This window comes from Bradyrhizobium sp. USDA 10063 (assembly GCF_054063735.1).
Genome location: NZ_JBSSGP010000002.1, coordinates 2,990,514 through 3,011,784, shown reverse-complemented (window position 1 = coordinate 3,011,784; position 21,271 = coordinate 2,990,514). Strand labels below are relative to the sequence as shown.

The following is a 21,271-nucleotide window of genomic DNA, read 5'->3' as shown; positions in this document are numbered from 1 at the left end:
CTAGCTCAATCCGTCCGCTCAGCCTTCGGTCATGTTCGCCTCAGCAGCTTCGCCACATTTCGCGAGATCGCCGTGACGACGGGGCCGGAAGGCTCGACGACGAGCCTGAAGCCGAGATTGGTCGGCGGAACCCCCACGGCGCATCCGCCGGACTTGGGATCGCGAATGAAGTCGGTCATGTAGGCGCGGTGGGCTCCCTCCACGACGCGGACCCCGCAATTCGTGTTGGTGATCCGCTCGGCTCCGTCATCGAGCGAGGCGCGGACGAAGCAGCTATCCGTCCACTCCCAGATATTGCCGGCCAAGTCGTCCAATCCGTTGCTGTTGGTGCCGAACGTGCCCCCGGGTTGCGCGGCCTTCTCGGCGGGCTTGGAGCGGGCGGATTCGGCTTCATAGCGGGCGATCCAGGCCTGCGCCGGATCTGCGGGGTCGACCAGCGGCAACGCTTCGTCGCGCGCCTTCTCGGCGGCCGCGAATGTCCACTCCTCGTCGGTCGGCAGACGATAGGTAACGCCGGTCCTGCGCGACAGCCATGCGGCGTAGGCCGAAGCGTCGTGCCAACTGACGCCGACGACGGGCACGTCCAATGAGCCGTTGGGGACCGGCACCTTTGGACAGGCTCCGTCGTCGACGCAGCGCACGTACTCGGCGACCGTGACCTGCCGCTTCATGACGACAAGGTCAGCAGGCAGGCGGAGTTTGCGCAGAGGTCCTTCGACCGGTCTGTCATTCCGCGAGAAATCGCCGGCAGCCCGATAACTGAAGGAAGCGCGAGAGAGGCGCACGGCCCCGTCCTCATCGTGCGGAGGCGCGGGCGAGAGCACGGTTGTCAAGATCGGCGCAGCCAGCGCGCCGGCGAGCATGGCCGTCTTCATTTTCATCAGGATGAGCATGATGTCGCCTCCGCTTCGTGAACGGCCCGCGGGTAGGGACCGCGGGCCGTCCCTTTTTCGGCTCCACCTAGCGGCTGAAGGTTGCCGGGTCGGCGGCGCCGAGCTTGTCGCCTGGGATCGGGCCGGGAGGAGAGACCTGCTTCATGAGGTCATCGCTCCACTTGCCTTCCACCTTGATGTGCGCTGCGGCGCCGAGTTCGAAGGCCTCAATCAGGTTGTGGTTGAGATAGGCGTACACGCCGGGTTGGCGGAAGGTATACAACGCGGCTGCCGCCGAACCGCCGCGCACCAGCCAGGTTTCAAGATCCTTCTCCGGCGGGTTGTTGAACTTGCCGGTCTCCCAGACATAGTCGCCGTGCCCGCCGATCAGGTGCGGACGGGTGTCGCGGTTGGCCTGCGAATGCACGATCATCACAGTCTCGCCGACCTTCGCGGTCAATGCATTCTTGCCGGTCAGCGCACCGACCCGCCCGTTGAAGACGACGTGCGTCGGGATCAGCTTGCGCATGACCTCCGTGGTGTCCGCATAGGACTCGCCGACCGTGTCGTAGGTCTTGTACTTGCCGTTCGCGTCCTTCGGCACGTAGAGGTCGTTCTCGCCGATGTAGAAGATCTTGTCGTAACGCAGCGACTTGCCGTCACGGTCCTTCAGCCCATCACGCGGCAGCACCATCACCGTGCCATGCATGCCGGAGACCACGTGCCATGGGACCATGCCCTCAGGAGCGCAGTGATAGACGAAGACACCGGGCCGCGTCGCCTTCCAGCGCAACACGGCCTGTTCGCCCGGATTGACCTTGGTCAGTGCGCCGCCGCCCAGCGCTCCGGTCGACGAGTGAAGGTCGATGTTGTGCGGCATGGCATTGGTCGCGGGATTGACGAGTGTCAGCTCCATGTAGTCCCCTTCGTGCACCACCATCATCGGGCCGGGCATCGAGCCATTGAACGTCATCGCATGAAACCTGGTGCCGGCGTCGTCGATCACGACTTCCTTCTCCTGGATCGTAAGCTTGAACTCGACGATCTTCGGTCCGGCCTTGGTCGCCTGTTCGTGCGGATGCACGAACGGCGGCGCGACCAGCTCGACCCGTTCGCGCGGCAGCTTGAGGTCGTCGGCGGCCAGCGCCGGCGCGCTTATCATCAGCGCCGCGATCGCGGCTCCCATCAGGGCGGTCCTTCTCGTCAGCATGATGCTCTCCATCGCTTCGTATGTCCTAATTCGATGCGTGCATCATGTGCGATCCGGTCGCCAAGCACTTTGTTCTGGAACAACGAGACGTCGATTTATTCGACGACGCGATCTGTTCGAGAATTTGCGGACGAGCAAAGAGAACTGGAGGCTGCCGGGTTACGGTAGCCGTATGGGAATGAATGCAGCGCCAACCGCGGATATGATGGTCGACGACGTGATGCGCCGATGGCCGCCCGCAATACGCGTCTTTCTCGACTTCAGGATGCGATGTGTCGGCTGTCCGATCGGCGCTTTCCACTCGATCGAGGAGGCATGCGGCGAACACGGCGTGGACGCCAACGTCTTCGTGTCGAAGCTTGCGGATACGGCGAAAGCCGCCTAGGGCGCGTGCTTGCGTACCTGGCCGGCTTCCGCGCCTTCGGCGAGGCTGTGCAGCCTGTGCGTGTCGCGCAGGACGATGCGCTGCCTGCCACCCTCGACCAGACCCTGCTGCTCCCACGCGCTGAGAATCCGGCTGACGGTATGCAGCGTCGTTCCGGTCATCTCGGCGACGTCCTGCCGGCTGATCGGGAAGTCGATCTCGACACCGGCATCGACCTTCCTTCCCGCCTGTTTGGCCAGGCGCAGCAGCGCATGGGCGACGCGCTGTTCGACCTGCTCACTCGACATTTCCATGACGCGCGCTTGCGTATCCTGAAGACGGCTTCCCACGGTCTGGAGCGCGGTGCTGGCGAGGCTCGGATATTTGACGATCAGGCGGTGCCAGGAAGATGAAGGCCAGGCGAGCGCGATGCTGTCCACGGCAGCGACGGCGGTCGCCGGATAGTGCGTCAGATTCATGGCCTGCGCGACGCCGAAGAGCTCGCCGGCTGAGACGTAGCGGACCACGGATTGCTGCCCGTGCGGCGTCGTCTTCTCGACGCGAAGATGTCCGTGAAGCAAGAGGAAGAAGCGATCCGCTTCCGCGCCCTGGTCGAAGACCGCGACTCCCTTCGGGTATCGAATCGAACGCGCTTCGCGCAGCAGTTCGTCCTGTTCGGCGGGCGTAAGCCCGGCGAACATCGGCAGGTTCGCGACCAGCGAGCGGTCGACTGCGGCCATCGATATCCTCGTTCCAATATGCCGCGGAGACCATCCGCGGTCGATGCAAGCCCCAACGGCTCGCCAAGGTCTTAATCCAGAATTCTACGACGAAGTTGAGCTGGCGCAAGCTACCCCGGGCGGGGCAGGGATATCTGACACGCGATAGCCCGGTGGACTTCGGGCGCAAGTTTCAGGAAACGTAAAAACATGAGACAGATTGCGATGTTGGTTGGTGCCGCAGCGGCTCTAATCCTGGCCGGAGGCGCCGGGGCGGCGGAGGTCGAGATCAAGCTCCTGAACAAGGGAGCCGATGGTGGAGTGATGGTGTTCGAGCCCGCCTTCGTGAAGATCGCGCCCGGCGACACAGTGAAGTTCCTGTCCACCGACAAGGGTCACAACGCCGAGTCCGTCAAGGGCATGCTTCCGGAGGGTGCAACGCCCTTCGTCGGCAAGAATGGCGAAGATATTGCCGTCAAGTTCGACAAGGAGGGTGTCTACGGCGTGAAGTGTCTTCCTCACTACGGCATGGGCATGGTCGCGATGATCGTAGTCGGTACGCCCGGCAACGTCGATCAGGCCAAGGCGGTCCCGCAGACCGGCAAGGCAAAGCAGGTGTTCGCGACGCTCTTCGACAAACTCGAAGCCAGCAAGACCGCGTCCAAGTGACGCTCTAGCGGCGCCAGCTCCGCCAGTGGGTCGGATGGACGAGTACTGCCTCGTCGGTCCAGACGTTGTACCAGACGCCGGACTGGCGCCGACACGGGAAACGCAATGCCTCGATCCCGTCCTTGCGGACGTGGCCGAGTTCGAGATGGCAATCCTCCGGGGCAAGCGCGATCGGGAGCCAGCCGTCGCGCGCCATAGCACTATACATTAGCCTTTTCTGTCACGGAAAGGGACGGCGCATTGATGTGACGCAAAGCCAAGTCTACCGATGCGCCTTTTCCTCGGCCGGGCGGCAGGCAGTGTTGGTCTCCGGGAAAACCAGGATCGAAGTTCCGTCCTCGAGCCTCCGGAGAAGATCGTCGGTGATGGCCTCGAAAAGTTTGCGTTCGATGGCGCGCTCGCTTCGGCTTCGTCGTCGCAATCTTTCGAAAATCCGCATCGCGTCCTCCGTTGATGACGAGCGCGATATTGCAGATCAGGGGCAGCGCGATCTTTGTCGGGGATCAAACACTTATCTGAACGCCGCTGCAATTTGTGCCCCGACAAAGAGCCCGTGATCGTGACAACCTACGATTAACCGCTACGGCAGAGAGAAGTTCTGAGATCGCGATGATCGGCGCCAGCATATCACGATGGACGATGAGCTACTTCGCGATGGCTGTCGCCTGGCTGTTCGTCGCGCTGGCACTGATGGTTGCGGGCGTCGGCTTTCCCGCGGCCGATCTTGCATCACCTGATACGCTCGTCCTGGTGCATGTGGTCTGCATCGGATGGCTTAGCCTCGCGATGTGCGGCGCGCTGTTCCAGTTCGTGCCTGTCCTCGTCGCGAAGCCGCTGTTTTCGGAGAATTGGGCTTTGCCGGCTCTCGCTCTGCTGACCGCCGGTCTCGCCTCGCTGCTCGCGGGCTTCCTGGCATTGGGAGGTCGGCTGCCCGCCTGGCTCTGGTTGCTTCCGCTCGGCGCGGTCCTGCTGATCGCCGGATTCGGGCTGATCATCGTCGATCTCGGGCTGACCGCATGGCTGCGGCCGGTGGGCCCGGCCCGCTTCGTCCTCGTCGGGCTGGCCTCGCTCTGCGCCACCGTTGCCTTGGGCGCGGTCTTCGCGTTTGCGCTGGCGGGGTGGGCGGGATCGATCGGGCAATCGATTCTGGCCGGCGGTGTCCCGCTGCACGCGATCGCCGGTCTTGGCGGCTGGCTGACGATAACGGCGATGGGCGTCAGCTACCGGCTATTGTCCATGTTCATGCTGTCGCCTGACGTCGACGACCGGAAGAGCGGCACGACGTTGGCGGCCGGCGCACTCGCGATTGCCGTCACGGTGGTCGGCGGTGTCCTCGCGATCGGGCTCTTTGCCGGATTGGACGTCGTGCTATCGATCGCCGCCGTCCTCGGCCTGGCGACTGCTGCTCTATATTTGCGCGACGTGCTCGCAATCTTCCGCGCCCGCAAGCGGCGCCGGCTCGAGCTCAACACGCGGATGGCGACGCTGTCGTTCGCGAGCCTGGCGGGGACGGCACTTCTGGGTGCCGCGCTCGTCGTGACCGGCGACTTTGCCGTGCATGTCGGAGCGTTCGTGTTCCTCGCCGTTTTCGGCTGGCTGTCGGGGCTCGTCCTCGCCAAGCTCTACAAGATCGTGGCGTTCCTGACCTGGCTCGAGACCTATGGTCCCGTGATGGGACGGACCCCGACTCCCCGCGTTCAGGACCTCGTTGCGGAGCGGAGGGCGTCGAAGTGGTTCGTGATCTACTACGCGGCCGTCTGGACCGGAACGTTGATGCTGCTGATCGGCCAACCATCGGGGTTCCGAGCCGCCGCGATGGCGATAGCCGTCGGGGTCATCGGCATCGTTCGCGAAGTGATCCGGACGCGGCAGCTTGCGGATGTCGCGAGTCCGCTGCGCCTGCCGGGCGGCACCCGCGCGCCGCATCTGCTGTTCGCAAGGAACTAGAGACGAAAGGAAGAAGCATGATCGAATACATCGACGTCGACGTTCGTCCGATCCTGCGCGCAGGCGGCGAGCCGTTCTCGGTCATCATGGCTGCGCTCGAACGCCTCGAGCCCGGGCAGGGGCTCCGCCTCTACGCCACGTTCGAGCCGGTCCCGCTGTTCGCCGTCATGGCAGACAGAGGGTTCGCGCATTCCGGGCGAGCGCTCGACGGCGGCGAGTGGGAAGTTCTGTTCACGCCGGCGGAGGCGGCGAAGCAGACCGCCACTCCCGCCGGCGCGCCGAGCTTCGACGATTGGCCGCAGCCCGCAGTGAAGCTGGACAATCGCGACCTCGATCCGCCTGAGCCCATGGTCCGGATCCTTGCGGCCGCCGAGAAACTGGCGCCCGGCGAGACCCTTTCGGCGCTGTTGCGCCGCGAGCCCGTGTTTCTGTTCCCGCAGCTCGAGAAGCGTGGATACCGCTGGCTCGGGGGATTCACGCCTGATGGCGCAACCTACGAACTGACCGTGAGGGCTCCGTCATGACCGGCGAACTCGTCGACCGTATCAGGGACGCGCTGCGCGTCGTGATCGATCCGGAGCTCGGTCACAACATCGTCGATCTCGGCTTCGTCTACGACATCGCGGTCGTCGAAGACGCCGTCCGCATCACGATGACGGCGACCACCCCAGGATGCCCCGCGACTGGTTTCCTGGAGGAAGGCGTGAGGAGCCGGGTCGCGCAAGTGCCGGGCGTCGGCTCGGTCGATGTCGAGATGACGTTCGATCCGCCCTGGACTCCAGCACGCATCGCCCCGGCCGTCCGAGCCTCGCTCGGCTTCGCCACGGTCAACTGAACCGGGGACGACGTCGCGGCCAGGTCACGTCGCATTCATGACAGGCGAACAGCTAGGCAAAAGTTGCTGGGTTAGGCAATTTTGATCCGGTTTTGCCGGTGTCGCGTCGCCGTATCTATCTGATTTCATTGTGATTTTTTATTGGCAGGCAGCTTGCAATGATCTCGCTGGTTGCGGCCATGACACCCAGAACATCCCGGCGGCCGCCCGGATCCAATTGGAGATGATGTAATGGGTATCTTCGGCGCCCTTACCACGTCCGTTGCAGGACTGCGGGCAAACTCGTACGCGCTGGAAAACATTTCCGGTAATATCGCGAACTCGCAGACGACCGGCTTCAAGCGGATCGACACCAGCTTCCTTGACCTCATTCCCGACACCGGCACGAACGCGCAGCTTGCAGGCAGCGTGGTTGCAAACTCCCGCAGCACCAACACGATTGCCGGCTCCGTTCAGTCGGCTTCGGTCGCCACTTACATGGCAATCAACGGCGACGGCTTCTTCGCCGTGCAGAAGCCGGGTAGCGTGTCTGACAACCAGCCGATATTCGACGGCGTCAACCGATACACAAGGCGCGGCGACTTCACGCTGGATAAAAACGGATATCTCGTTAACGGTGCCGGTTACTATCTCGAGGGCGTGAAGATTGATCCGACGACCGGAAATCCCACCGCAAGTGCGCCGGAAGTCTTGAGGTTCCAGAACGATTTCCTGCCGTCGCAAGCGACCACCAAGATCGACTATCGCGCCAATCTGGCCAGCTATCCGCTCACCACCAACCACCAAACCTCAGTGCCAGGCTCGGAATTGCTGAGGCCTGCGGATTTCATATCCAACCCACGAACCCTTGGAACGGCCGCGACGCCATTTGCCAATACGGGTGTAACCGGCAACGCACGGAACAACTTTGAGACGATAGCGCAACCGATTTCCGCAGCGACGGCCCTCGCGGGCGCGTCGGGCACGAATTCGCTCACGGCGGGCTTTGCGAGCGGTGACACTCTGGTGTTAAAGACGACCAATGGCGGTGTCACCACAACCAACACGATTTCATTCTATACCGGAGCCGCACCTGCGCCTGTCGCCGGCACTACTTTTGTCGACCTCGCTACCGCGACGGTTGGAAGCCTGTTGAGCACCATTGACGGTCTCACAGGTAATGCTTCTCCATCGCCGGCATCCAGCGTGTCGAGCAGCGGTGCAATCACCTTGAATACTGGTACGGCGAATGACTTCAGCCTTGCCGCAGGTCCTTCCGCATCGGCCGTCGCAGCATTTCAAGCGCTGGGCTTCTCGGGCACTGTTACCGGGTTGCGTGCGGGCGGCGGAACAGCCGGTACGGGTATCGTCATTGGCAGCGACAACCAGACCTTTCTGAATGAGTCGATAAGCGGCGGCACCACGACCGCGTATGACGGCAACGGCGCCCCGGTCAGCCTGCAGTTCCGATGGGCCAAAGTTGAATCGTCCAGCACGGGTGGCACGGACACCTGGAATCTATTCTATCAGGTCAATTCCAACGCGACTGGAAACACCGTTGCCTGGCAGAACGTCGGAACGGATTTCAAGTTTGGCCCGAATGGACAGATGCAGCCGGTGGTGGGTCAGATCACACTGGCCGGGCTTACCGTCAATGGTTCCAGCCTGGGCAACGTCACAATGGCATTTGGTACCGGTGGACTGACGCAGTTTGCGGACACCAATGGCAACGTGCAAGTGAACCAGCTCGAGCAGGACGGTTACGCGGCAGGTCAATTGCAAAGCGTGTCGGTCAGCGACGAGGGACGCGTTGTCGGCACCTACTCGAACGGCCGCAACATCGATCTCGCGGAGGTCTCTATTGCCACCTTTAACGGCGCCAACTTCCTGAAGCGCGTCGACGGCGGCGCCTTTGAAGTGACCAACGAATCCGGCGAGGCGCTCTATGGAAAAGGTGGGAGTATCTCGGGCTCGTCACTCGAATCCTCGAATACGGACATCGCCGACGAATTCACAAAATTGATCGTGACGCAGCAGGCCTATTCGGCAAACACCAAAGTGATCACGACAACGAACACGATGGTCCAGGATCTCCTGAACGTGATGCGCTAATCGACATCGCGCGTAACCGCTTGAGAGTAGCTTGTCATGAGCCTGAATGACGCCCTCGCCATTGCCATGTCCGGCCTCCGCGCCAACCAGGCGGCGATGTCGTTGGTCTCGTCGAATGTTGCCAATGCGGAAACGCCCGGTTACGTTCGCAAGACGATCAACCAGGTCACGTCCTATTCCGGTTCATATGGCAGCAACGTTGTCATTACCGGGATCAATCGCGAACTCGATCAATACATCCAGGCGCAGTTGCGCACGGAAACATCGGGCGCGTCCTACGCCTCGTTGCGCTCAAGCATTCTGCAGCAAGTACAAAGCCTCTATGGAGATCCGGGCTCAATCGGAACGCTGGAGAGCGCGTTTAACGACCTCACGACGGCCCTGCAGGCGCTCAATACCAGCGCTGACAGCCAGTCGGCCCGGATAAGCGTTCTCAACGCGGCGTCGACGCTTACGCAGCAACTGAACTCGATGACGCAAGGTATTCAAACCCTGCGCGGCGTTGCCGAGACCGGCATCAAGGACTCAGTTACGACAGCGAACAATCTGTTGAAGCAGATAGCGTCAATCAACAACCAGTTGGCGGCCAATCCGTTCGGCGGCACCTCTACGGATGCGTCGACTGCCGCATTGCTCGATCAGCGTGACCAGTATGTGACTCAGCTATCGGAGTTGATGGACATCCGTGTCACGACCAATAGCGTCAATCAGGTCACGGTTTTTACCGGCTCCGGCATTCAGCTCGTGGGTAACGAAGCCGCAACCCTGTCGTTCAACGCTCAGGCCACCGTCAACGCAAATACGACCTGGAGCAGTGATCCCAATCAGAGCCAGCTCGGCTCTGTCGTAGTTGAGTTTCCAGGCGGGGGCGGGTCGGTCAACCTCACGGCCACCGGTGCGATCAAATCGGGCAAGATCGCGGCTTATACCGAGCTGCGAGACAAGACGTTGGTCACGGCACAAAACCAGCTCGACCAGTTTGCTGCGTCGCTGTCGAGCGCGTTGTCCGATCAAACGATAGCGGGTACGGCGATAACAGCTCCGCCAGTCCCGACCGGAACTCCTTCGGGATTTGCGCTCGACATCTCGGGGATGAAATCCGGCAACGTCATTCATCTCACCTATACTGATGCGGCGACCAATCAGCAGCGCGAAATCTCGCTCGTGCGCGTTGATGACCCACGCGTGCTGCCCCTGTCGAACGATGTGACGGCCGACCCGAATGATCAGGTGATCGGAATCGATTTCTCCGGTTCGTTCTCGTCGGTGCTCAATCAGCTCAATGCTGCTTTGGGCGGCAATGTCACGTTCAGCGGGACGAGCACATCGCTAAGCGTTCTCAACAATCCCGCCTTCGCCCGCATCGATAGCGCCTCGGTTACGGTCACCAAGGACCCGAATGCGTTGAGCGATGGCAGCCCGCAGATCGCTCTCTTCACCGACAACGGTTCGTCTTACAGCGGCGCGATCGGCGCGTCCGGATCTCAGATGACGGGCCTTGCGGGACGCCTGACGATCAACAGCGCGCTGATCAATGATCCAGCCAAGCTCGTGGCGTACGGAAGTTCGACCCCCGCGGGCGACACGACACGCCCCACGTTCATCCTCAATCAGCTAAGCAACGCGACCTACACGTTCGGTGCGCAGAGCGGGGTTGGTAGTGCGAGCGCGCCGTTCAAGGGTACGTTGCTCAGCTTCATGCAGCAGTTCACCAGTCAGCAGGGAGCGGACGCCGATGCGGCGAAGCAACTGGCCGATGGTCAGAACGTCGTGCTCAGCACGCTCGAGCAGAAGATGTCGACATCATCAGGCGTGAACATGGACGAAGAGATGGCGCATCTCTTGTCGCTGCAGAATGCTTATTCGGCAAACGCGCGCGTGATGTCGGCGGTCAACGACATGTACAAAACCCTGATGCAGGTATTCTGAGGTAACCATGACCATATCCGGGGTTAGTCAACGCACGTCCTATATCGGGTCAGGCATTCTCGATTTGCGCAGTCAGCTCGATACGCTGACGCAGCAACTCGCGACCGGCAAGATCTCCAATACCTATTCGGGGCAGGGGAGTGGCCGCAGCCTTGCGATCGCGCTACGCGCGCAGATCACCGGGATAGGAGCCTATTCCGATACTGCGACCAATCTGAACACACGCATCGGTGTCGTCAACCTTTCACTGCAGCGGCTGGTGGCGATCGGGTCGGAAGTGAAGGGCGCGGCTGTCGGCGCAAGCATAGATCTCGACGATGCGGGCCATACCTCAGGCCAGAAGACTGCATTGCTCGACTTCACCGATTCAGTCGACATGCTCAACGCCAAGTCAGGTGATCGCTATCTGTTTTCCGGCCGCGCTACAGATACCGCGCCCGTGGCACCGGCTGACGAGATCATGAACGGTCGCGGTGCCCAGGTCGCTGGACTGAAGCAGGTCATCGCCGAGCGAAAGATCGCGGATCTCGGTGTCAACCAGAACGGTCGCGTCGGCAGCGCCGTCGGCACGCCGGCAACATCAGTTGTTCTCACCGAGGAGGATGCAACACCGGCACCTCCGCAGCAGGCGCAGCCGTTCGGGATCAAACTCACCGGCGTATCCACAAATATAACTGGCGCCACCGTCACGCAGCCTGTGGACCTGCCCGCGACGGTTCCGCCGGCGCCACCGGCGACACCGGTTCAGAAGTCTATGTCGGTTGACCTTGGCACGACCAATCCGAAAGTCGGCGACCAGGTCAAATTCACCTTCACCATGCCGGACGGAACGAAGGAAGATATTATCATGACGGCATCGGACACCACTCCGCTTGCCGCCAACAGCTTCCTGATTGGTGCTGACACTACCGAGACGGCAGCCAACCTGAATACCGCACTCGGGACCTCCATGAAGAATCTGGCGAACGGTCCGATGGTGGCGGCGTCGGCGATGGAGGCCGGTGATAATTTCTTCGATCAACCTCCGCTGCGCGTCGGCACGACGCCGCTTGCGTCAGCCACCACGCTCGTGGCCGGCACTCCCGACAACACGGTGATCTGGTACAATGGTGAACAGAATACTGCGGCGAACGGCTCGGCGCGCGGATCGGCGGTAGCCCAGATCGATACATCCATCACGGTGCAGTATGGCGCCAGAGCCGACGAACCAGCCTTGCGTTCGCAACTGCAGACGGTGGCAGTATTCGCGGCTGTGACGACGCCGGCGACGGATCCCTATGCCAATGCCCAGGTCACCGCGCTCAACCAGCGAGTTGCGAACAGTTTGGCAACGGTCCCGGGCACCCAGACCATCGAAGGCATCCAGGCCGATTTCGCCGGCGCGCAGGGGTCCATCAAAGCGGCCACCGATCGGCAGGTTCAGACCAAGGCGATGGCCCAAACGATGCTGGATTCCATCGAAGGCATCAATGACGACGAAGTCGCGACCAAAATCCTGGCACTGCAGACTGCATTGCAGGCGTCCTATCAAACGACGTCGATGCTTTACCAGATGAGCCTGGTTAAATTCATCTAAGTGCGGCCGCGGCGCAGGGTGGTGAAGCTGCGATCGTGTTCTAGCAATCGAGTGTCGTTTCCCGCTCCCATTGCGTGAGGTGCCGCGAAAAGTCGTTCCACTCCTGGTGCTTCAGCTTCAGATAGGCCGGCACGTATTCACCGAGGCTCTCGCTCAACAGTTTGGAGCCCTCCAGCGCCCGCAGGGCATCCAGCAGGTTGAGCGGCAGTTTCTTCACGTCCCGCACCAGATGGCCGTCGGTGTACATGTTGATGTCGAGGCGCTTGCCGGGATCGCGGTTGCTCTGGATGCCGTCGAGCCCTGCGGCGAGAATGGCGGCCTGCATGGCATAGGGATTGGCGGCGCCGTCGGCGAGGCGCAGCTCGAAACGTCCGGCTTCGGGTATCCGGATCATATGCGTCCGGTTGTTACCCGAGAAGGTGACCGTGTTCGGGCTCCAGGTCGCCCCCGATAATGTGCGCGGTGCGTTGATCCGCTTGTAGGAGTTCACCGTCGGATTGAGAATGGCTGCCAGCGCGTCGGCAGAGTGAATGATGCCGCCGATAAAGGCGTATCCGATCGGGGAAATGCCGAGCTCGCCGTTTTCGTCCTCAAAGAGGTTCCTGTTGCCTTTCCACAGCGAGACGTGGACGTGGCAGCCGTTGCCCGTAAGGCCGGAGAACGGCTTCGGCATGAAAGTCGCGCGAAGCTGGTGCTTCTCGGCAATCGATTTCACCATGTATTTGAAGAAGGCGTGGCGGTCGGCGGTGACCAACGCATCGCTGTAGTCCCAGTTCATCTCGAACTGGCCGTTCGCGTCCTCATGGTCATTCTGATACGGTTTCCAGCCCAATGCGAGCATGCCGTCGCAGATTTCGCTGATCACTTCGTAGCGACGCATCAGCGCCGACTGATCGTAGCAGGGCTTGGTCTGTCGATCGGAGATGTCGCCGATATTCTCTCCGTCCGGCGAGATCAGGAAGAATTCGCATTCGACGCCGCTCTTGAGTTGAAAGCCGCGGTCGGCCGCTGTGGCAATCAGTCTCTTCAGCATATTGCGCGGAGCCTGCTCGACCGGTTTGCCGGCCATCCAGGGATCGGCGGCCAACCAGCCGACCTCCGGCTTCCAGGGGAGTTGAATCAGGCTGTCCGGATCGGGAAGGGCGAGGATATCCGGATCGGCCGGCGTCATATCGAGCCAGGTGGCGAATCCGGCGAAACCGGCCCCGTTTCTCGCCATAACTCCTATTGCTTCGGCCGGCACCAGCTTGGCGCGCTGGGTGCCAAGCAGATCGGTGTAGGAAATCAGGAAGTACTTGATCTTCCGTTCTTTGGCGACTTCAGCAAGATCGATCGACATGGTGCCTCTTCATGAGCGGTAGGTGTCAGTATCGGTCCCGGCCAGGAATCCAATTGGTGCCGACGAGCGGAACGCGGGCGATCGCGGCCGCTTCGACGGTGAGTGCGACGAGGTCTTCAGGTTCGAGATTGTGGACGTGGCTCTTGCCGCAGGCGCGGGCGATCGTCTGCGCTTCCAGCGTCAGAACAGACAGGAAGTTGGCAAGCCGGCGCCCTCCGACCACCGGATCGAGGCGCTGTGCCAGCTCCGGATCCTGCGTGGTGATGCCTGCCGGATCCAATCCCTCGTGCCAGTCATCATAGGCGCCGGCCGTCGTGCCGAGCTTGTTGTATTCACCCTCGAGCGCCGGGGTGTTGTCGCCCAGCGCGATCAGCGCCGCGGTGCCGATCGCAACGGCGTCGGCCCCGAGCGCAAGCGCCTTGGCGACGTCGGCGCCGTTGCGAATGCCGCCGGAGATGATCAATTGCACCTTGCGGTGCATGCCGAGCTCCTGCAGCGCTTCGACCGCAGGGCGCACCGCCGCCAGCGTCGGAATGCCGACGTTCTCGATGAAGACTTCCTGCGTGGCCGCCGTTCCGCCCTGCATGCCGTCGATCACCACGACGTCTGCACCGGCCTTCACGGCCAGCGCCGTATCATAATAGGGGCGGCTGGCGCCGATCTTTACGTAGATCGGTTTCTCCCAATCCGTGATCTCGCGGAGTTCTTCGATCTTGATCTCGAGGTCGTCGGGGCCGGTCCAGTCCGGGTGACGCGAGGCGGAACGCTGGTCGATGCCTTCCGGCAGCGTGCGCATCTCGGCCACGCGCTTGGATATCTTCTGTCCCAGCAGCATGCCGCCGCCGCCGGGCTTGGCGCCCTGGCCCACCACGATCTCGATGGCATCGGCGCGACGCAGATCGTCCGGGTTCATTCCATAGCGGGATGGGAGATATTGGTAGACGAGGATGGATGAATGCGTGCGTTCCTCGTTGGTCATGCCGCCGTCGCCAGTCGTTGTGCTGGTTCCGACGATACTGGCGCCGCGGCCAAGCGCTTCCTTCGCCGTGCTCGACAGCGCGCCGAAGCTCATGCCCGCAATGGTGACGGGCGTCTTGAGGTGGATCGGCTTTTTTGCGAAGCGTGAGCCGAGTACGACATCCGTGCCGCATCTCTCGCGATAGCCCTCCAGCGGATAGCGCGACACGGAGGCGCCGAGAAACAAGAGGTCGTCGAAATGCGGCACCCTTCGCTTGGCGCCGCCGCCGCGGATGTCATAAATGCCGGTGGCCGCGGCGCGCTGAATCTCGGAGATCGTGTAGCGGTCGAAGGTCGCTGAGAAGCGCGGTTCTGTTCTTATCGGTCTTGGGGCTGCCATCATATGCCGTCAGTAGGATGCAACGTTGTCGATGTGGAAGTTGTAGAGACGGCGTGCCGACCCATACATGCGAAACTCGTCGAGATCGGCGTCCTCGATGCCGCCTCGACGGAGCAGTCCGGCGAGGCGCGCTCTGTCCTCCTTCGTCATCGGCTTCTCGATGCAATCGGCGCCGAGACTCTTCACCTTTCCCCGCACGAAGATGGTGGCTTCGTAGATGGAATCGCCGAGGGCCTCTCCGGCATCGCCGAAGACGACGAGATTGCCAGCCTGGGCCATGAAGGCGCTCATGGCCCCGATCGAGCCTTTGACGATGATGTCGATGCCCTTCATCGAGATTCCGCAGCGAGCGGCTGCATCACCATCGACGATCAGCAGTCCGCCGTGGCCGGTGGCGCCGGCGGATTGGCTCGCATCGCCCTTCACATGAACGACGCCCGACATCATGTTCTCGGCGACGCCCGTCCCGGCATTGCCGTGGATACGGATCGACGCCTGCTTGTTCATGCCCGCGCAGTAGTAGCCGACATGTCCTTTGATATCGATTTCGATGGGCGCATCGACGCCGGCGCCGATCGCATGTTTGCCGTCGGAGTTCGTGACTTCCCACAGGGTCTCATTGGTGTCCGGTGCCAGACGGTGCAGCGCCCCGTTCAGTTCTCGGACGGTTTGCCGGTCCAGGTCGATCGCGGGCATCACCGGCGTTCCCAGGCGTAAACGGTCGCCGGCTCCGGCTCGAAGACGCGGGCGTTCTCGATGCCCGGCAAGACCGAGAGGGCGCGAAACTCGGAGCCGAATGCGACATAGTCATCGGACTCGGCAAGGATGGCCGGTTTGCAGGCGATCGGATCGCGGAGCACGGCGAAGCCGTCACGAGTCCCGACCACGAAGGTGAAGAAGCCGTCGAGGGCGACGAGGCTGGACGTCAATGCCTGTTTGAGGCTGTCGCCTTCGCGCATCCGCCACGTCAGATAGCCCGCGGCGACCTCGGAATCGTTCTCGGTCTCGAAGGCGAAACCTTCGCGCTTGAGGCCGCGCCGGACCGCGTTGTGGTTGGAGAGCGAACCATTGTGAACCAGGCATTGGTCGGCTCCGGTCGAGAACGGGTGAGCTCCATCAGTGGTCACCGCGGACTCGGTTGCCATGCGCGTATGGCCAATGCCATGGGTACCCTGCATCGCCGGCAGTGAGAACTGGTCGGCAACGCGCTCGGGCAGACCGACTTCCTTGTAGATTTCCATCCGGGAGCCGGCGCTGACGAGATGTATCTCGGGATGATGCTCGCGCAGCCAGGTAACGGCCTGTGGCTGCCGCTCATTCGGAATCGTCACCACAACATGATTGGAGCGGCGGACAAGATCGACCGGCGCCTTCAGCGCCGCACCAAGTCCCTTGGCGAGATCGTGGTCCAATGAAGGGTCGGCGGCGCGCAGCGTCAGCTTGATCGAGTCGTCGGTCCCCGCGCCATAGATCGCGATGCCCGCACTGTCCGGACCGCGGGCCGACATCGTCGCGAGCATGCGCGACAGGTGTTCGCCCAGTTCCGGTTGGAGCTGTTCGTTCTTGAGAAACAATCCGACGATGCCGCACATGTGCTGCTCCCTGACTTGGGAAGCAAATGTAGCAGCTTCGGACGCTTCGTCAATCTTCAGGAATAAAGTTTTCCTGATAAGAAATTGGGCGCGACGAGGCGGAATTAGGCGGAGCGCCGCGGATACACGATGATCGAGAGGTAAGTCATCGGCCGCTTCACCAGCACTTCGGGCCCATGCAGGGCGCCGGAATCGAACAGCATGGAGTCACCCGGGCGCAACCGGTAGCTCTTGTTGCCATGACGGTAGATCACCTCGCCGGTGAGCATGTAGATGAACTCGGTGCCGGCGTGCTGGAATCCCGTATACGCCTCGGCTTCCTCCTTGAGCGTGATGAGGTACGGCTCGACGACAACATCCTCGCCGCTCACATGTCCGAGCAGTTGGTACACATGCCCCACCTTGGTGCCACGACGTTCGATGACCACGCCTTGCTTGGCGCGAACGAAGGAGCAGTCGCGCCGCTCCTCGGATGCGGCGAACAGCAAGCTAAGCGGCACGGTAAGCGCGTTCGCGATCGATTGTAGCGTCGAAAGTGACGGCGAAATCTGGCCATTCTCGATTTTCGAAAGCATGCCGGCCGAAATGTTCGCGGCACTTGCCAGATCGAGAACCGAGAGGTCCTGCTCGCGTCGTGTGTCCCTGATCTTGGCGCCGAGCGCACGCTCAAGACTCCGGGTGCTTTCGACCGGCGCATTCGAGCCCGTACGATAATCGGAAGTCTCGATGACCGGCTCGTTCGGCTTTGCCGCGGTCTTTCTCTTCATCTGTGTGCTACCCCGTCATTCGGCGTGAGTCGTAACACGATGGCGGGAGCGGTGGCGATAACGAATTTCTCGCTGGCAACTGCGGCCTCGAAATGAGCGCATAGATTTCGCTCGCGGGAAGCGAGGCTATTGCTGGGCTGCGCCTTGCCACCGGCAGCCGAATTCGGCCGCGCTGCTTGCGAACCACTCCCAGAAGCTTTGGGAGAGGCTGCGGAACAGGGCAATCTCGAAACAGGCGCTGCCGTCCGCGCCGTCGTCGCACCGCCAGATAGTGGCGCCGATATGCGAGACGATCGTGGTCGCCGCGTCGCCGGGCTTGAACACTCGCGGATCCAGATCGATGGGGAAGCCCTTGGCGAGCGTGTCGCGGATGGCACGGCCGCCGACGCGAAACACGATATAGCCGCCGCTCTGATCGGATACCGAGGCAAGCGGCGTGACGAGCGCCCGGAGCGAGCGGCTGAACACGTGGCCGCCGTCTTCGCTCACTGCGAGCCAGTGATGCGGGCCGATGCCGGTGAAGGACACGCCGCCCGCGCGAACGATCGCCGGGCGATCTGGCAGCGCGATCAGGAAATGCTGCCGGATGCATTCTCGCAGGGGTGCGTCCTGACCCTGGCGCGCCTGCATGGTGGAGATGCCAAGACCGTAGCGCTCGCTGATCATCACGCCGCCACCGGGCTGCGGCTGCAAGCCCATATCCGGCAGGGCGGAGAGCCCAGACAATGCCGTGTCAGCCATGGAGACGCTTTCCTTCGGGATCAAGGAAGATGGGAGAGACGATCTCGACCTCGGTGTCGCCGCCGCGAACCGGATCATAGGCGCGCACGCGTTCGCCGATCCGCGCCGGCCCGCGCGCGATGAAGCCGAGACCGATCCAGCGCCCGAGCATCGGCGAGAACGCGACCGACGTAACATAGCCTTCGTCATTCTCCATCGTCGCCTTGGCTCCGCGCGCCAGAACATGCGCGCCGGCGCGAAGCCGCGCGGCCCGGTCGACGGGTTGGATGCCGACCAGCGCCGGCCGCTCCGGGTCGAGAAGCCCGGGGCGCTCCGCGAGCACGCGGCCGATGAAATCCTTCTTCTTCGACATCATGCGGCCGAGGCCGAGATCGGCCGCCGTCGTCATGCCGTTGAGCTCGTTGCCGGCGACGTGCCCCTTCTCGATGCGCATCACACCGAGCGCTTCGGTGCCGTAGGGGATGACGCCGAATTCGGCGCCGGCTCCCATGATTGCCCGGATCGCGCCGTCGCCGAAGTTGGCGGGTACCGCGAGTTCATAGGCAAGCTCGCCGGAGAAGGAGACGCGGAAGATCCGCGTCGGCACGCCGCGCCAGATGAATTCGGCGCAGCCGAGATAGGGCAGGGCCACGTCGGAGACGTCGCATGCGTCGCCCAGCAGGCGCTCCAGCAGCGCCCGCGAGCAGGGACCGGCAATCGAATATTGCGCCCATTGCTCGGTCACGGAGACGAGCTGCACGTCGAGCTCAGGCCAAAGCACCTGTCGGGCGTGCTCCAGGTGCTGCATGATCTTGCCTGCGTTGGCCGTGGTGGTCGACATCACGAAATGATCGTCGGCAAACCGGGCGGAGGTCCCGTCGTCCATCGCGATGCCGTCTTCGCGCAGCATCAGGCCGTAGCGGACCTTGCCGACCGGCACGGTCGAGAACATGTTGGCGTAGATCCGGTCGAGGAAAAGGCCGGCATCGGTGCCCTGGATATCGATCTTGCCGAGGGTCGAGACATCGCACACCCCGACCCCGGCGCGGGTTTCCCTCACTTCGCGCGAAACGGTGGTCAGCCAGTCGGCTTCCCCGGGTTTTGCGAACCACTGCGCGCGCAGCCATTGGCCGGCCTCGACGAAGCTTGCGCCCTGCTGCTCGGCCCAGCGATGTCCGGCGGTGAGGCGGATCGGCCTGAAGTGCCTGCCACGATGATGGCCGGCGAACGCGCCGATCGCCACCGGCGTGTAGGGCGGACGAAACACGGTGGTCCCGACCTCCGATATCGGCCGCCCGGTCAATTGCGCCATTATCGCATGGCCGTTGACGTTCGACGTCTTGCCCTGGTCGGTGGCCATGCCGAGCGTCGTGTAGCGCTTCAGCAGCTCGACCGACTTGAACCCCTCGCGCGCGGCGAGTGCGACATCCTCGCTGGTCACGTCGTTCTGGAAATCGACGAAGGCCTTCGAGCGGGAGGCGGTGACATGCCAGAATGGCTTGACGCCGACATGGTCGTCGTCGGCTTTGGGAAGGGGCTGAGGCCGGGCCGCAAATCCTGCCGCTTCCGCCGCCGCGGTTCCTGCCGCCATGCCCTCGCGCAAGGCGTCTGCGAGCGTGAACGAGCCGCCGGCCGCGCCCGCCACCGTCATGCCGGGAGGGACCCTGCCGGGGACGAAGGCCGCCAGCGCATCTGACCAGTCCGGCCGTCCGCCGAGGTGCGTGGTCAGGCCGAGATTGGGATTCCAGCCGCCCGACACCGCGAGCAGATCGACCGCAAGATTGCTGAGCTGCCCATCTGCGCTGCGAACGGAGATGGTCCTCAGTTCATGCGTTCCGCGCGTGTCGAGCACCCGTGCGCCGGGAAAGATCGCAATTCCCGCACGCTTGACCTTGCTCACGAGGCGCGGATCGATCTCCGTCCGCGTATCGAGAATCGCTTCGACCTGAACGCCGGCTTTTGCGAGGTCGAGTGCTGTCGTCCAGGCGTCGTCGGAGTTCGTGAAAACGGCCGCCCGGCTGCCCGGGACCACGGCGAACCGGTTCAGATAGGTTCGCGCGGCCGATGCCATCATCACGCCGGGCCGGTCGTTGCCGCCGAAAACAATGTGCCGTTCGATTGCGCCCGACGCCAGCACGCTTTGCCTGGCGACGATCTTCCACAGACGCTGGCGCGGCTGGTGCGGCGGCGGTGCCGGAAGATGGTCCGCGACGCGCTCCAGCGCGCCGAAGGTGCGGCCGTCATAGACGCCGAACACGGTAGTCCGGCGCAGCACCCGCACGTTCGTCATCGCCTCGAGTACGGCCGTTGTGTCCTGCGCCCAGGTCGAGCCCGGACAGTCGTCAATCTCCCGCGCATCGCCGTTCAGCCGGCCACCCAGGACGTAGTCCTCATCGCACAGGATCACGCGGGCGCCGGATCGTCCGGCGCTGAGCGCCGCGGCAAGGCCCGTCGGACCGCCACCAATAACGAGAAGGTCGCAGAAGGCATGCATCTTCTCGTAGCTGTCAGGATCGGCTTCGCCGCTGGCGCGACCCAGACCGGCGGTGCGGCGGATCGCTGGCTCATAGACCTTCTCCCAGAACGAGGCCGGCCACATGAAGGTCTTGTAGTAGAAGCCGGCGGCGAACAGCGGCGAGAACAGCGAGTTGATCGCGCCGACATCGAACTTCAGGGAAGGCCAGCGATTCTGGCTTTGCGCTTCCAGCCCGTCGAACAGTTCGACCGTCGTCGCCCGCGTATTGGGCTCGCGGCGTGCTCCCTTCCGCAGCTCGACAAGCGCATTGGGCTCCTCCGAGCCGGCGGTGAGGACGCCGCGCGGCCTGTGATATTTGAACGAGCGGCCGACGAGCTTGACGCCGTTGCCGAGCAGTGCCGAAGCCAGCGTATCGCCGGCATAGCCGCCATATGTCCTGCCGTCGAACGAGAAATGCAGCCGCCGCTCGCGGTCGATCAGGCCGCCTGAGCTCAATCTGTTTGATGCAATGCGGGGTGGATTGCCCATGATCATTTCCCCGCGAAGGTCGCGCCGAGCACATCGTGCGTACGGGTGTCACGGCTGACGCGCAGCCAGCCGCGACATCCATTGGCGTGGTACCAGAGCTCCTCGTGCGGGCCGGCCGGGTTGTCGCGCAGATACGCCGCCTCGTAGAATCTGCGCGGAGCATCGGCGGCGGCCGGATCGGGGCGCGGAACGGGATCGCCGTAATAGACGAACTCGCTCAGGTCGCGCTCACCGCAATAAGGGCATGGGATCCGCATGTCTCTTGACCGACAGCCTCTGA

21 protein-coding genes are annotated in these 21,271 nt (G+C 62.8%); 8 read left to right on the top strand and 13 right to left on the bottom strand.

Annotation, left to right across the window (positions count from 1 at the left end; genetic code table 11):
• Positions 1-29: 29 nt before the first annotated feature.
• Both ACVJGD_RS16660 and nirK read right to left on the bottom strand, forming a co-directional pair.
• A complete protein-coding gene (locus ACVJGD_RS16660) occupies positions 30-893 on the bottom strand; it encodes an SUMF1/EgtB/PvdO family nonheme iron enzyme (RefSeq protein ID WP_456635357.1) in 864 nt (287 codons plus the stop codon).
• Positions 894-960: 67 nt separating this feature from the next.
• Entirely contained in the window at positions 961-2,082 is a 1,122-nt protein-coding gene (gene nirK, locus ACVJGD_RS16655; protein ID WP_456635356.1) for a copper-containing nitrite reductase, read from the bottom strand.
• A gap of 178 nt (positions 2,083-2,260) precedes the next feature.
• Here nirK and ACVJGD_RS16650 point away from each other — a divergent pair, with 178 nt between their 5' ends.
• On the top strand, positions 2,261-2,467 hold the full coding sequence (locus ACVJGD_RS16650; protein ID WP_456635355.1) for a DUF1858 domain-containing protein: 207 nt from the start codon (positions 2,261-2,263) through the stop codon (positions 2,465-2,467).
• Here the strand turns inward: ACVJGD_RS16650 and ACVJGD_RS16645 are convergent.
• Positions 2,464-3,186: a Crp/Fnr family transcriptional regulator gene (locus tag ACVJGD_RS16645; protein WP_456635354.1), complete on the bottom strand. Its 723-nt coding sequence runs from the start codon at positions 3,184-3,186 to the stop codon at positions 2,464-2,466. The two genes, ACVJGD_RS16650 and ACVJGD_RS16645, sit on opposite strands and share 4 nt — an antisense overlap.
• A gap of 189 nt (positions 3,187-3,375) precedes the next feature.
• Between ACVJGD_RS16645 and ACVJGD_RS16640 the strand changes: the two genes are divergently transcribed.
• A complete protein-coding gene (locus tag ACVJGD_RS16640) occupies positions 3,376-3,834 on the top strand; it encodes a pseudoazurin (protein WP_456635353.1) in 459 nt (152 codons plus the stop codon).
• A 4-nt stretch (positions 3,835-3,838) separates the two neighbouring features.
• On the opposite strand, the gene ACVJGD_RS16635 is transcribed toward ACVJGD_RS16640, so the two are convergent.
• On the bottom strand, positions 3,839-4,042 hold the full coding sequence (locus ACVJGD_RS16635) for a hypothetical protein (RefSeq protein ID WP_456635352.1): 204 nt from the start codon (positions 4,040-4,042) through the stop codon (positions 3,839-3,841).
• Positions 4,043-4,096: 54 nt separating this feature from the next.
• A complete protein-coding gene (locus ACVJGD_RS16630) occupies positions 4,097-4,273 on the bottom strand; it encodes a hypothetical protein (protein ID WP_456635351.1) in 177 nt (58 codons plus the stop codon).
• A 170-nt stretch (positions 4,274-4,443) separates the two neighbouring features.
• Between ACVJGD_RS16630 and ACVJGD_RS16625 the strand changes: the two genes are divergently transcribed.
• The 6 genes from ACVJGD_RS16625 to ACVJGD_RS16600 all read left to right on the top strand — a co-directional run bounded on the left by ACVJGD_RS16625 (position 4,444) and on the right by ACVJGD_RS16600 (position 12,212).
• A complete protein-coding gene (locus ACVJGD_RS16625) occupies positions 4,444-5,781 on the top strand; it encodes a hypothetical protein (protein WP_456635350.1) in 1,338 nt (445 codons plus the stop codon).
• A gap of 17 nt (positions 5,782-5,798) precedes the next feature.
• Entirely contained in the window at positions 5,799-6,305 is a 507-nt protein-coding gene (locus ACVJGD_RS16620) for a DUF2249 domain-containing protein (RefSeq protein WP_456635349.1), read from the top strand.
• On the top strand, positions 6,302-6,616 hold the full coding sequence (locus ACVJGD_RS16615; RefSeq protein WP_456635348.1) for a metal-sulfur cluster assembly factor: 315 nt from the start codon (positions 6,302-6,304) through the stop codon (positions 6,614-6,616). Before ACVJGD_RS16620 ends, ACVJGD_RS16615 begins: the two co-directional genes overlap by 4 nt.
• 231 nt (positions 6,617-6,847) lie before the next feature.
• Positions 6,848-8,707: a flagellar hook-basal body complex protein gene (locus ACVJGD_RS16610; RefSeq protein WP_456635347.1), complete on the top strand. Its 1,860-nt coding sequence runs from the start codon at positions 6,848-6,850 to the stop codon at positions 8,705-8,707.
• A gap of 36 nt (positions 8,708-8,743) precedes the next feature.
• Positions 8,744-10,636, top strand: coding sequence for a flagellar hook-associated protein FlgK (gene flgK, locus ACVJGD_RS16605; protein ID WP_456635346.1), 1,893 nt, complete (start codon positions 8,744-8,746; stop codon positions 10,634-10,636).
• Between the two features lie 7 nt (positions 10,637-10,643).
• The gene (locus ACVJGD_RS16600) at positions 10,644-12,212 is read left to right on the top strand and encodes a flagellar biosynthesis protein FlgL (RefSeq protein WP_456635345.1); all 1,569 of its coding nucleotides are present in this window, start codon (positions 10,644-10,646) and stop codon (positions 12,210-12,212) included.
• A gap of 40 nt (positions 12,213-12,252) precedes the next feature.
• On the opposite strand, the gene glnT is transcribed toward ACVJGD_RS16600, so the two are convergent.
• From glnT to ACVJGD_RS16560, 8 genes are all read right to left on the bottom strand, one after another.
• A complete protein-coding gene (glnT, locus tag ACVJGD_RS16595) occupies positions 12,253-13,551 on the bottom strand; it encodes a type III glutamate--ammonia ligase (protein WP_456635344.1) in 1,299 nt (432 codons plus the stop codon).
• A 25-nt stretch (positions 13,552-13,576) separates the two neighbouring features.
• Positions 13,577-14,908, bottom strand: coding sequence for an FMN-binding glutamate synthase family protein (locus tag ACVJGD_RS16590; RefSeq protein WP_456640274.1), 1,332 nt, complete (start codon positions 14,906-14,908; stop codon positions 13,577-13,579).
• A 9-nt stretch (positions 14,909-14,917) separates the two neighbouring features.
• Complete coding sequence (locus tag ACVJGD_RS16585; RefSeq protein WP_456635343.1) at positions 14,918-15,604, bottom strand: GltB/FmdC/FwdC-like GXGXG domain-containing protein; 687 nt, start codon at positions 15,602-15,604, stop codon at positions 14,918-14,920.
• On the bottom strand, positions 15,604-16,500 hold the full coding sequence (locus tag ACVJGD_RS16580; protein WP_456635342.1) for a class II glutamine amidotransferase: 897 nt from the start codon (positions 16,498-16,500) through the stop codon (positions 15,604-15,606). Before ACVJGD_RS16580 ends, ACVJGD_RS16585 begins: the two co-directional genes overlap by 1 nt.
• A gap of 104 nt (positions 16,501-16,604) precedes the next feature.
• On the bottom strand, positions 16,605-17,267 hold the full coding sequence (locus ACVJGD_RS16575) for a helix-turn-helix domain-containing protein (protein ID WP_456635341.1): 663 nt from the start codon (positions 17,265-17,267) through the stop codon (positions 16,605-16,607).
• A 126-nt stretch (positions 17,268-17,393) separates the two neighbouring features.
• Positions 17,394-18,008 carry a sarcosine oxidase subunit gamma gene (locus tag ACVJGD_RS16570; protein WP_456635340.1) on the bottom strand — a complete coding sequence of 205 codons (615 nt, stop codon included), beginning with the start codon at positions 18,006-18,008 and terminating at the stop codon, positions 17,394-17,396.
• Positions 18,001-20,991: a sarcosine oxidase subunit alpha family protein gene (locus ACVJGD_RS16565; protein ID WP_456635339.1), complete on the bottom strand. Its 2,991-nt coding sequence runs from the start codon at positions 20,989-20,991 to the stop codon at positions 18,001-18,003. Before ACVJGD_RS16565 ends, ACVJGD_RS16570 begins: the two co-directional genes overlap by 8 nt.
• Positions 20,992-20,993: 2 nt before the next feature.
• Positions 20,994-21,248 carry a sarcosine oxidase subunit delta gene (locus tag ACVJGD_RS16560; RefSeq protein WP_456635338.1) on the bottom strand — a complete coding sequence of 85 codons (255 nt, stop codon included), beginning with the start codon at positions 21,246-21,248 and terminating at the stop codon, positions 20,994-20,996.
• Between the last annotated feature and the right edge of the window lie 23 nt (positions 21,249-21,271).

Coding starts and splice junctions, on each gene's coding strand:
- ACVJGD_RS16660 (WP_456635357.1), bottom strand. CDS start 893: ATGCTCATCCTGATGAAAATGAAGACGGCCATGCTCGCCGGCGCGCTG.
- nirK (WP_456635356.1), bottom strand. CDS start 2,082: ATGCTGACGAGAAGGACCGCCCTGATGGGAGCCGCGATCGCGGCGCTG.
- ACVJGD_RS16650 (WP_456635355.1), top strand. CDS start 2,261: ATGAATGCAGCGCCAACCGCGGATATGATGGTCGACGACGTGATGCGC.
- ACVJGD_RS16645 (WP_456635354.1), bottom strand. CDS start 3,186: ATGGCCGCAGTCGACCGCTCGCTGGTCGCGAACCTGCCGATGTTCGCC.
- ACVJGD_RS16640 (WP_456635353.1), top strand. CDS start 3,376: ATGAGACAGATTGCGATGTTGGTTGGTGCCGCAGCGGCTCTAATCCTG.
- ACVJGD_RS16635 (WP_456635352.1), bottom strand. CDS start 4,042: ATGTATAGTGCTATGGCGCGCGACGGCTGGCTCCCGATCGCGCTTGCC.
- ACVJGD_RS16630 (WP_456635351.1), bottom strand. CDS start 4,273: ATGCGGATTTTCGAAAGATTGCGACGACGAAGCCGAAGCGAGCGCGCC.
- ACVJGD_RS16625 (WP_456635350.1), top strand. CDS start 4,444: ATGATCGGCGCCAGCATATCACGATGGACGATGAGCTACTTCGCGATG.
- ACVJGD_RS16620 (WP_456635349.1), top strand. CDS start 5,799: ATGATCGAATACATCGACGTCGACGTTCGTCCGATCCTGCGCGCAGGC.
- ACVJGD_RS16615 (WP_456635348.1), top strand. CDS start 6,302: ATGACCGGCGAACTCGTCGACCGTATCAGGGACGCGCTGCGCGTCGTG.
- ACVJGD_RS16610 (WP_456635347.1), top strand. CDS start 6,848: ATGGGTATCTTCGGCGCCCTTACCACGTCCGTTGCAGGACTGCGGGCA.
- flgK (WP_456635346.1), top strand. CDS start 8,744: ATGAGCCTGAATGACGCCCTCGCCATTGCCATGTCCGGCCTCCGCGCC.
- ACVJGD_RS16600 (WP_456635345.1), top strand. CDS start 10,644: ATGACCATATCCGGGGTTAGTCAACGCACGTCCTATATCGGGTCAGGC.
- glnT (WP_456635344.1), bottom strand. CDS start 13,551: ATGTCGATCGATCTTGCTGAAGTCGCCAAAGAACGGAAGATCAAGTAC.
- ACVJGD_RS16590 (WP_456640274.1), bottom strand. CDS start 14,908: ATGGCAGCCCCAAGACCGATAAGAACAGAACCGCGCTTCTCAGCGACC.
- ACVJGD_RS16585 (WP_456635343.1), bottom strand. CDS start 15,604: ATGCCCGCGATCGACCTGGACCGGCAAACCGTCCGAGAACTGAACGGG.
- ACVJGD_RS16580 (WP_456635342.1), bottom strand. CDS start 16,500: ATGTGCGGCATCGTCGGATTGTTTCTCAAGAACGAACAGCTCCAACCG.
- ACVJGD_RS16575 (WP_456635341.1), bottom strand. CDS start 17,267: ATGAAGAGAAAGACCGCGGCAAAGCCGAACGAGCCGGTCATCGAGACT.
- ACVJGD_RS16570 (WP_456635340.1), bottom strand. CDS start 18,008: ATGGCTGACACGGCATTGTCTGGGCTCTCCGCCCTGCCGGATATGGGC.
- ACVJGD_RS16565 (WP_456635339.1), bottom strand. CDS start 20,991: ATGGGCAATCCACCCCGCATTGCATCAAACAGATTGAGCTCAGGCGGC.
- ACVJGD_RS16560 (WP_456635338.1), bottom strand. CDS start 21,248: ATGCGGATCCCATGCCCTTATTGCGGTGAGCGCGACCTGAGCGAGTTC.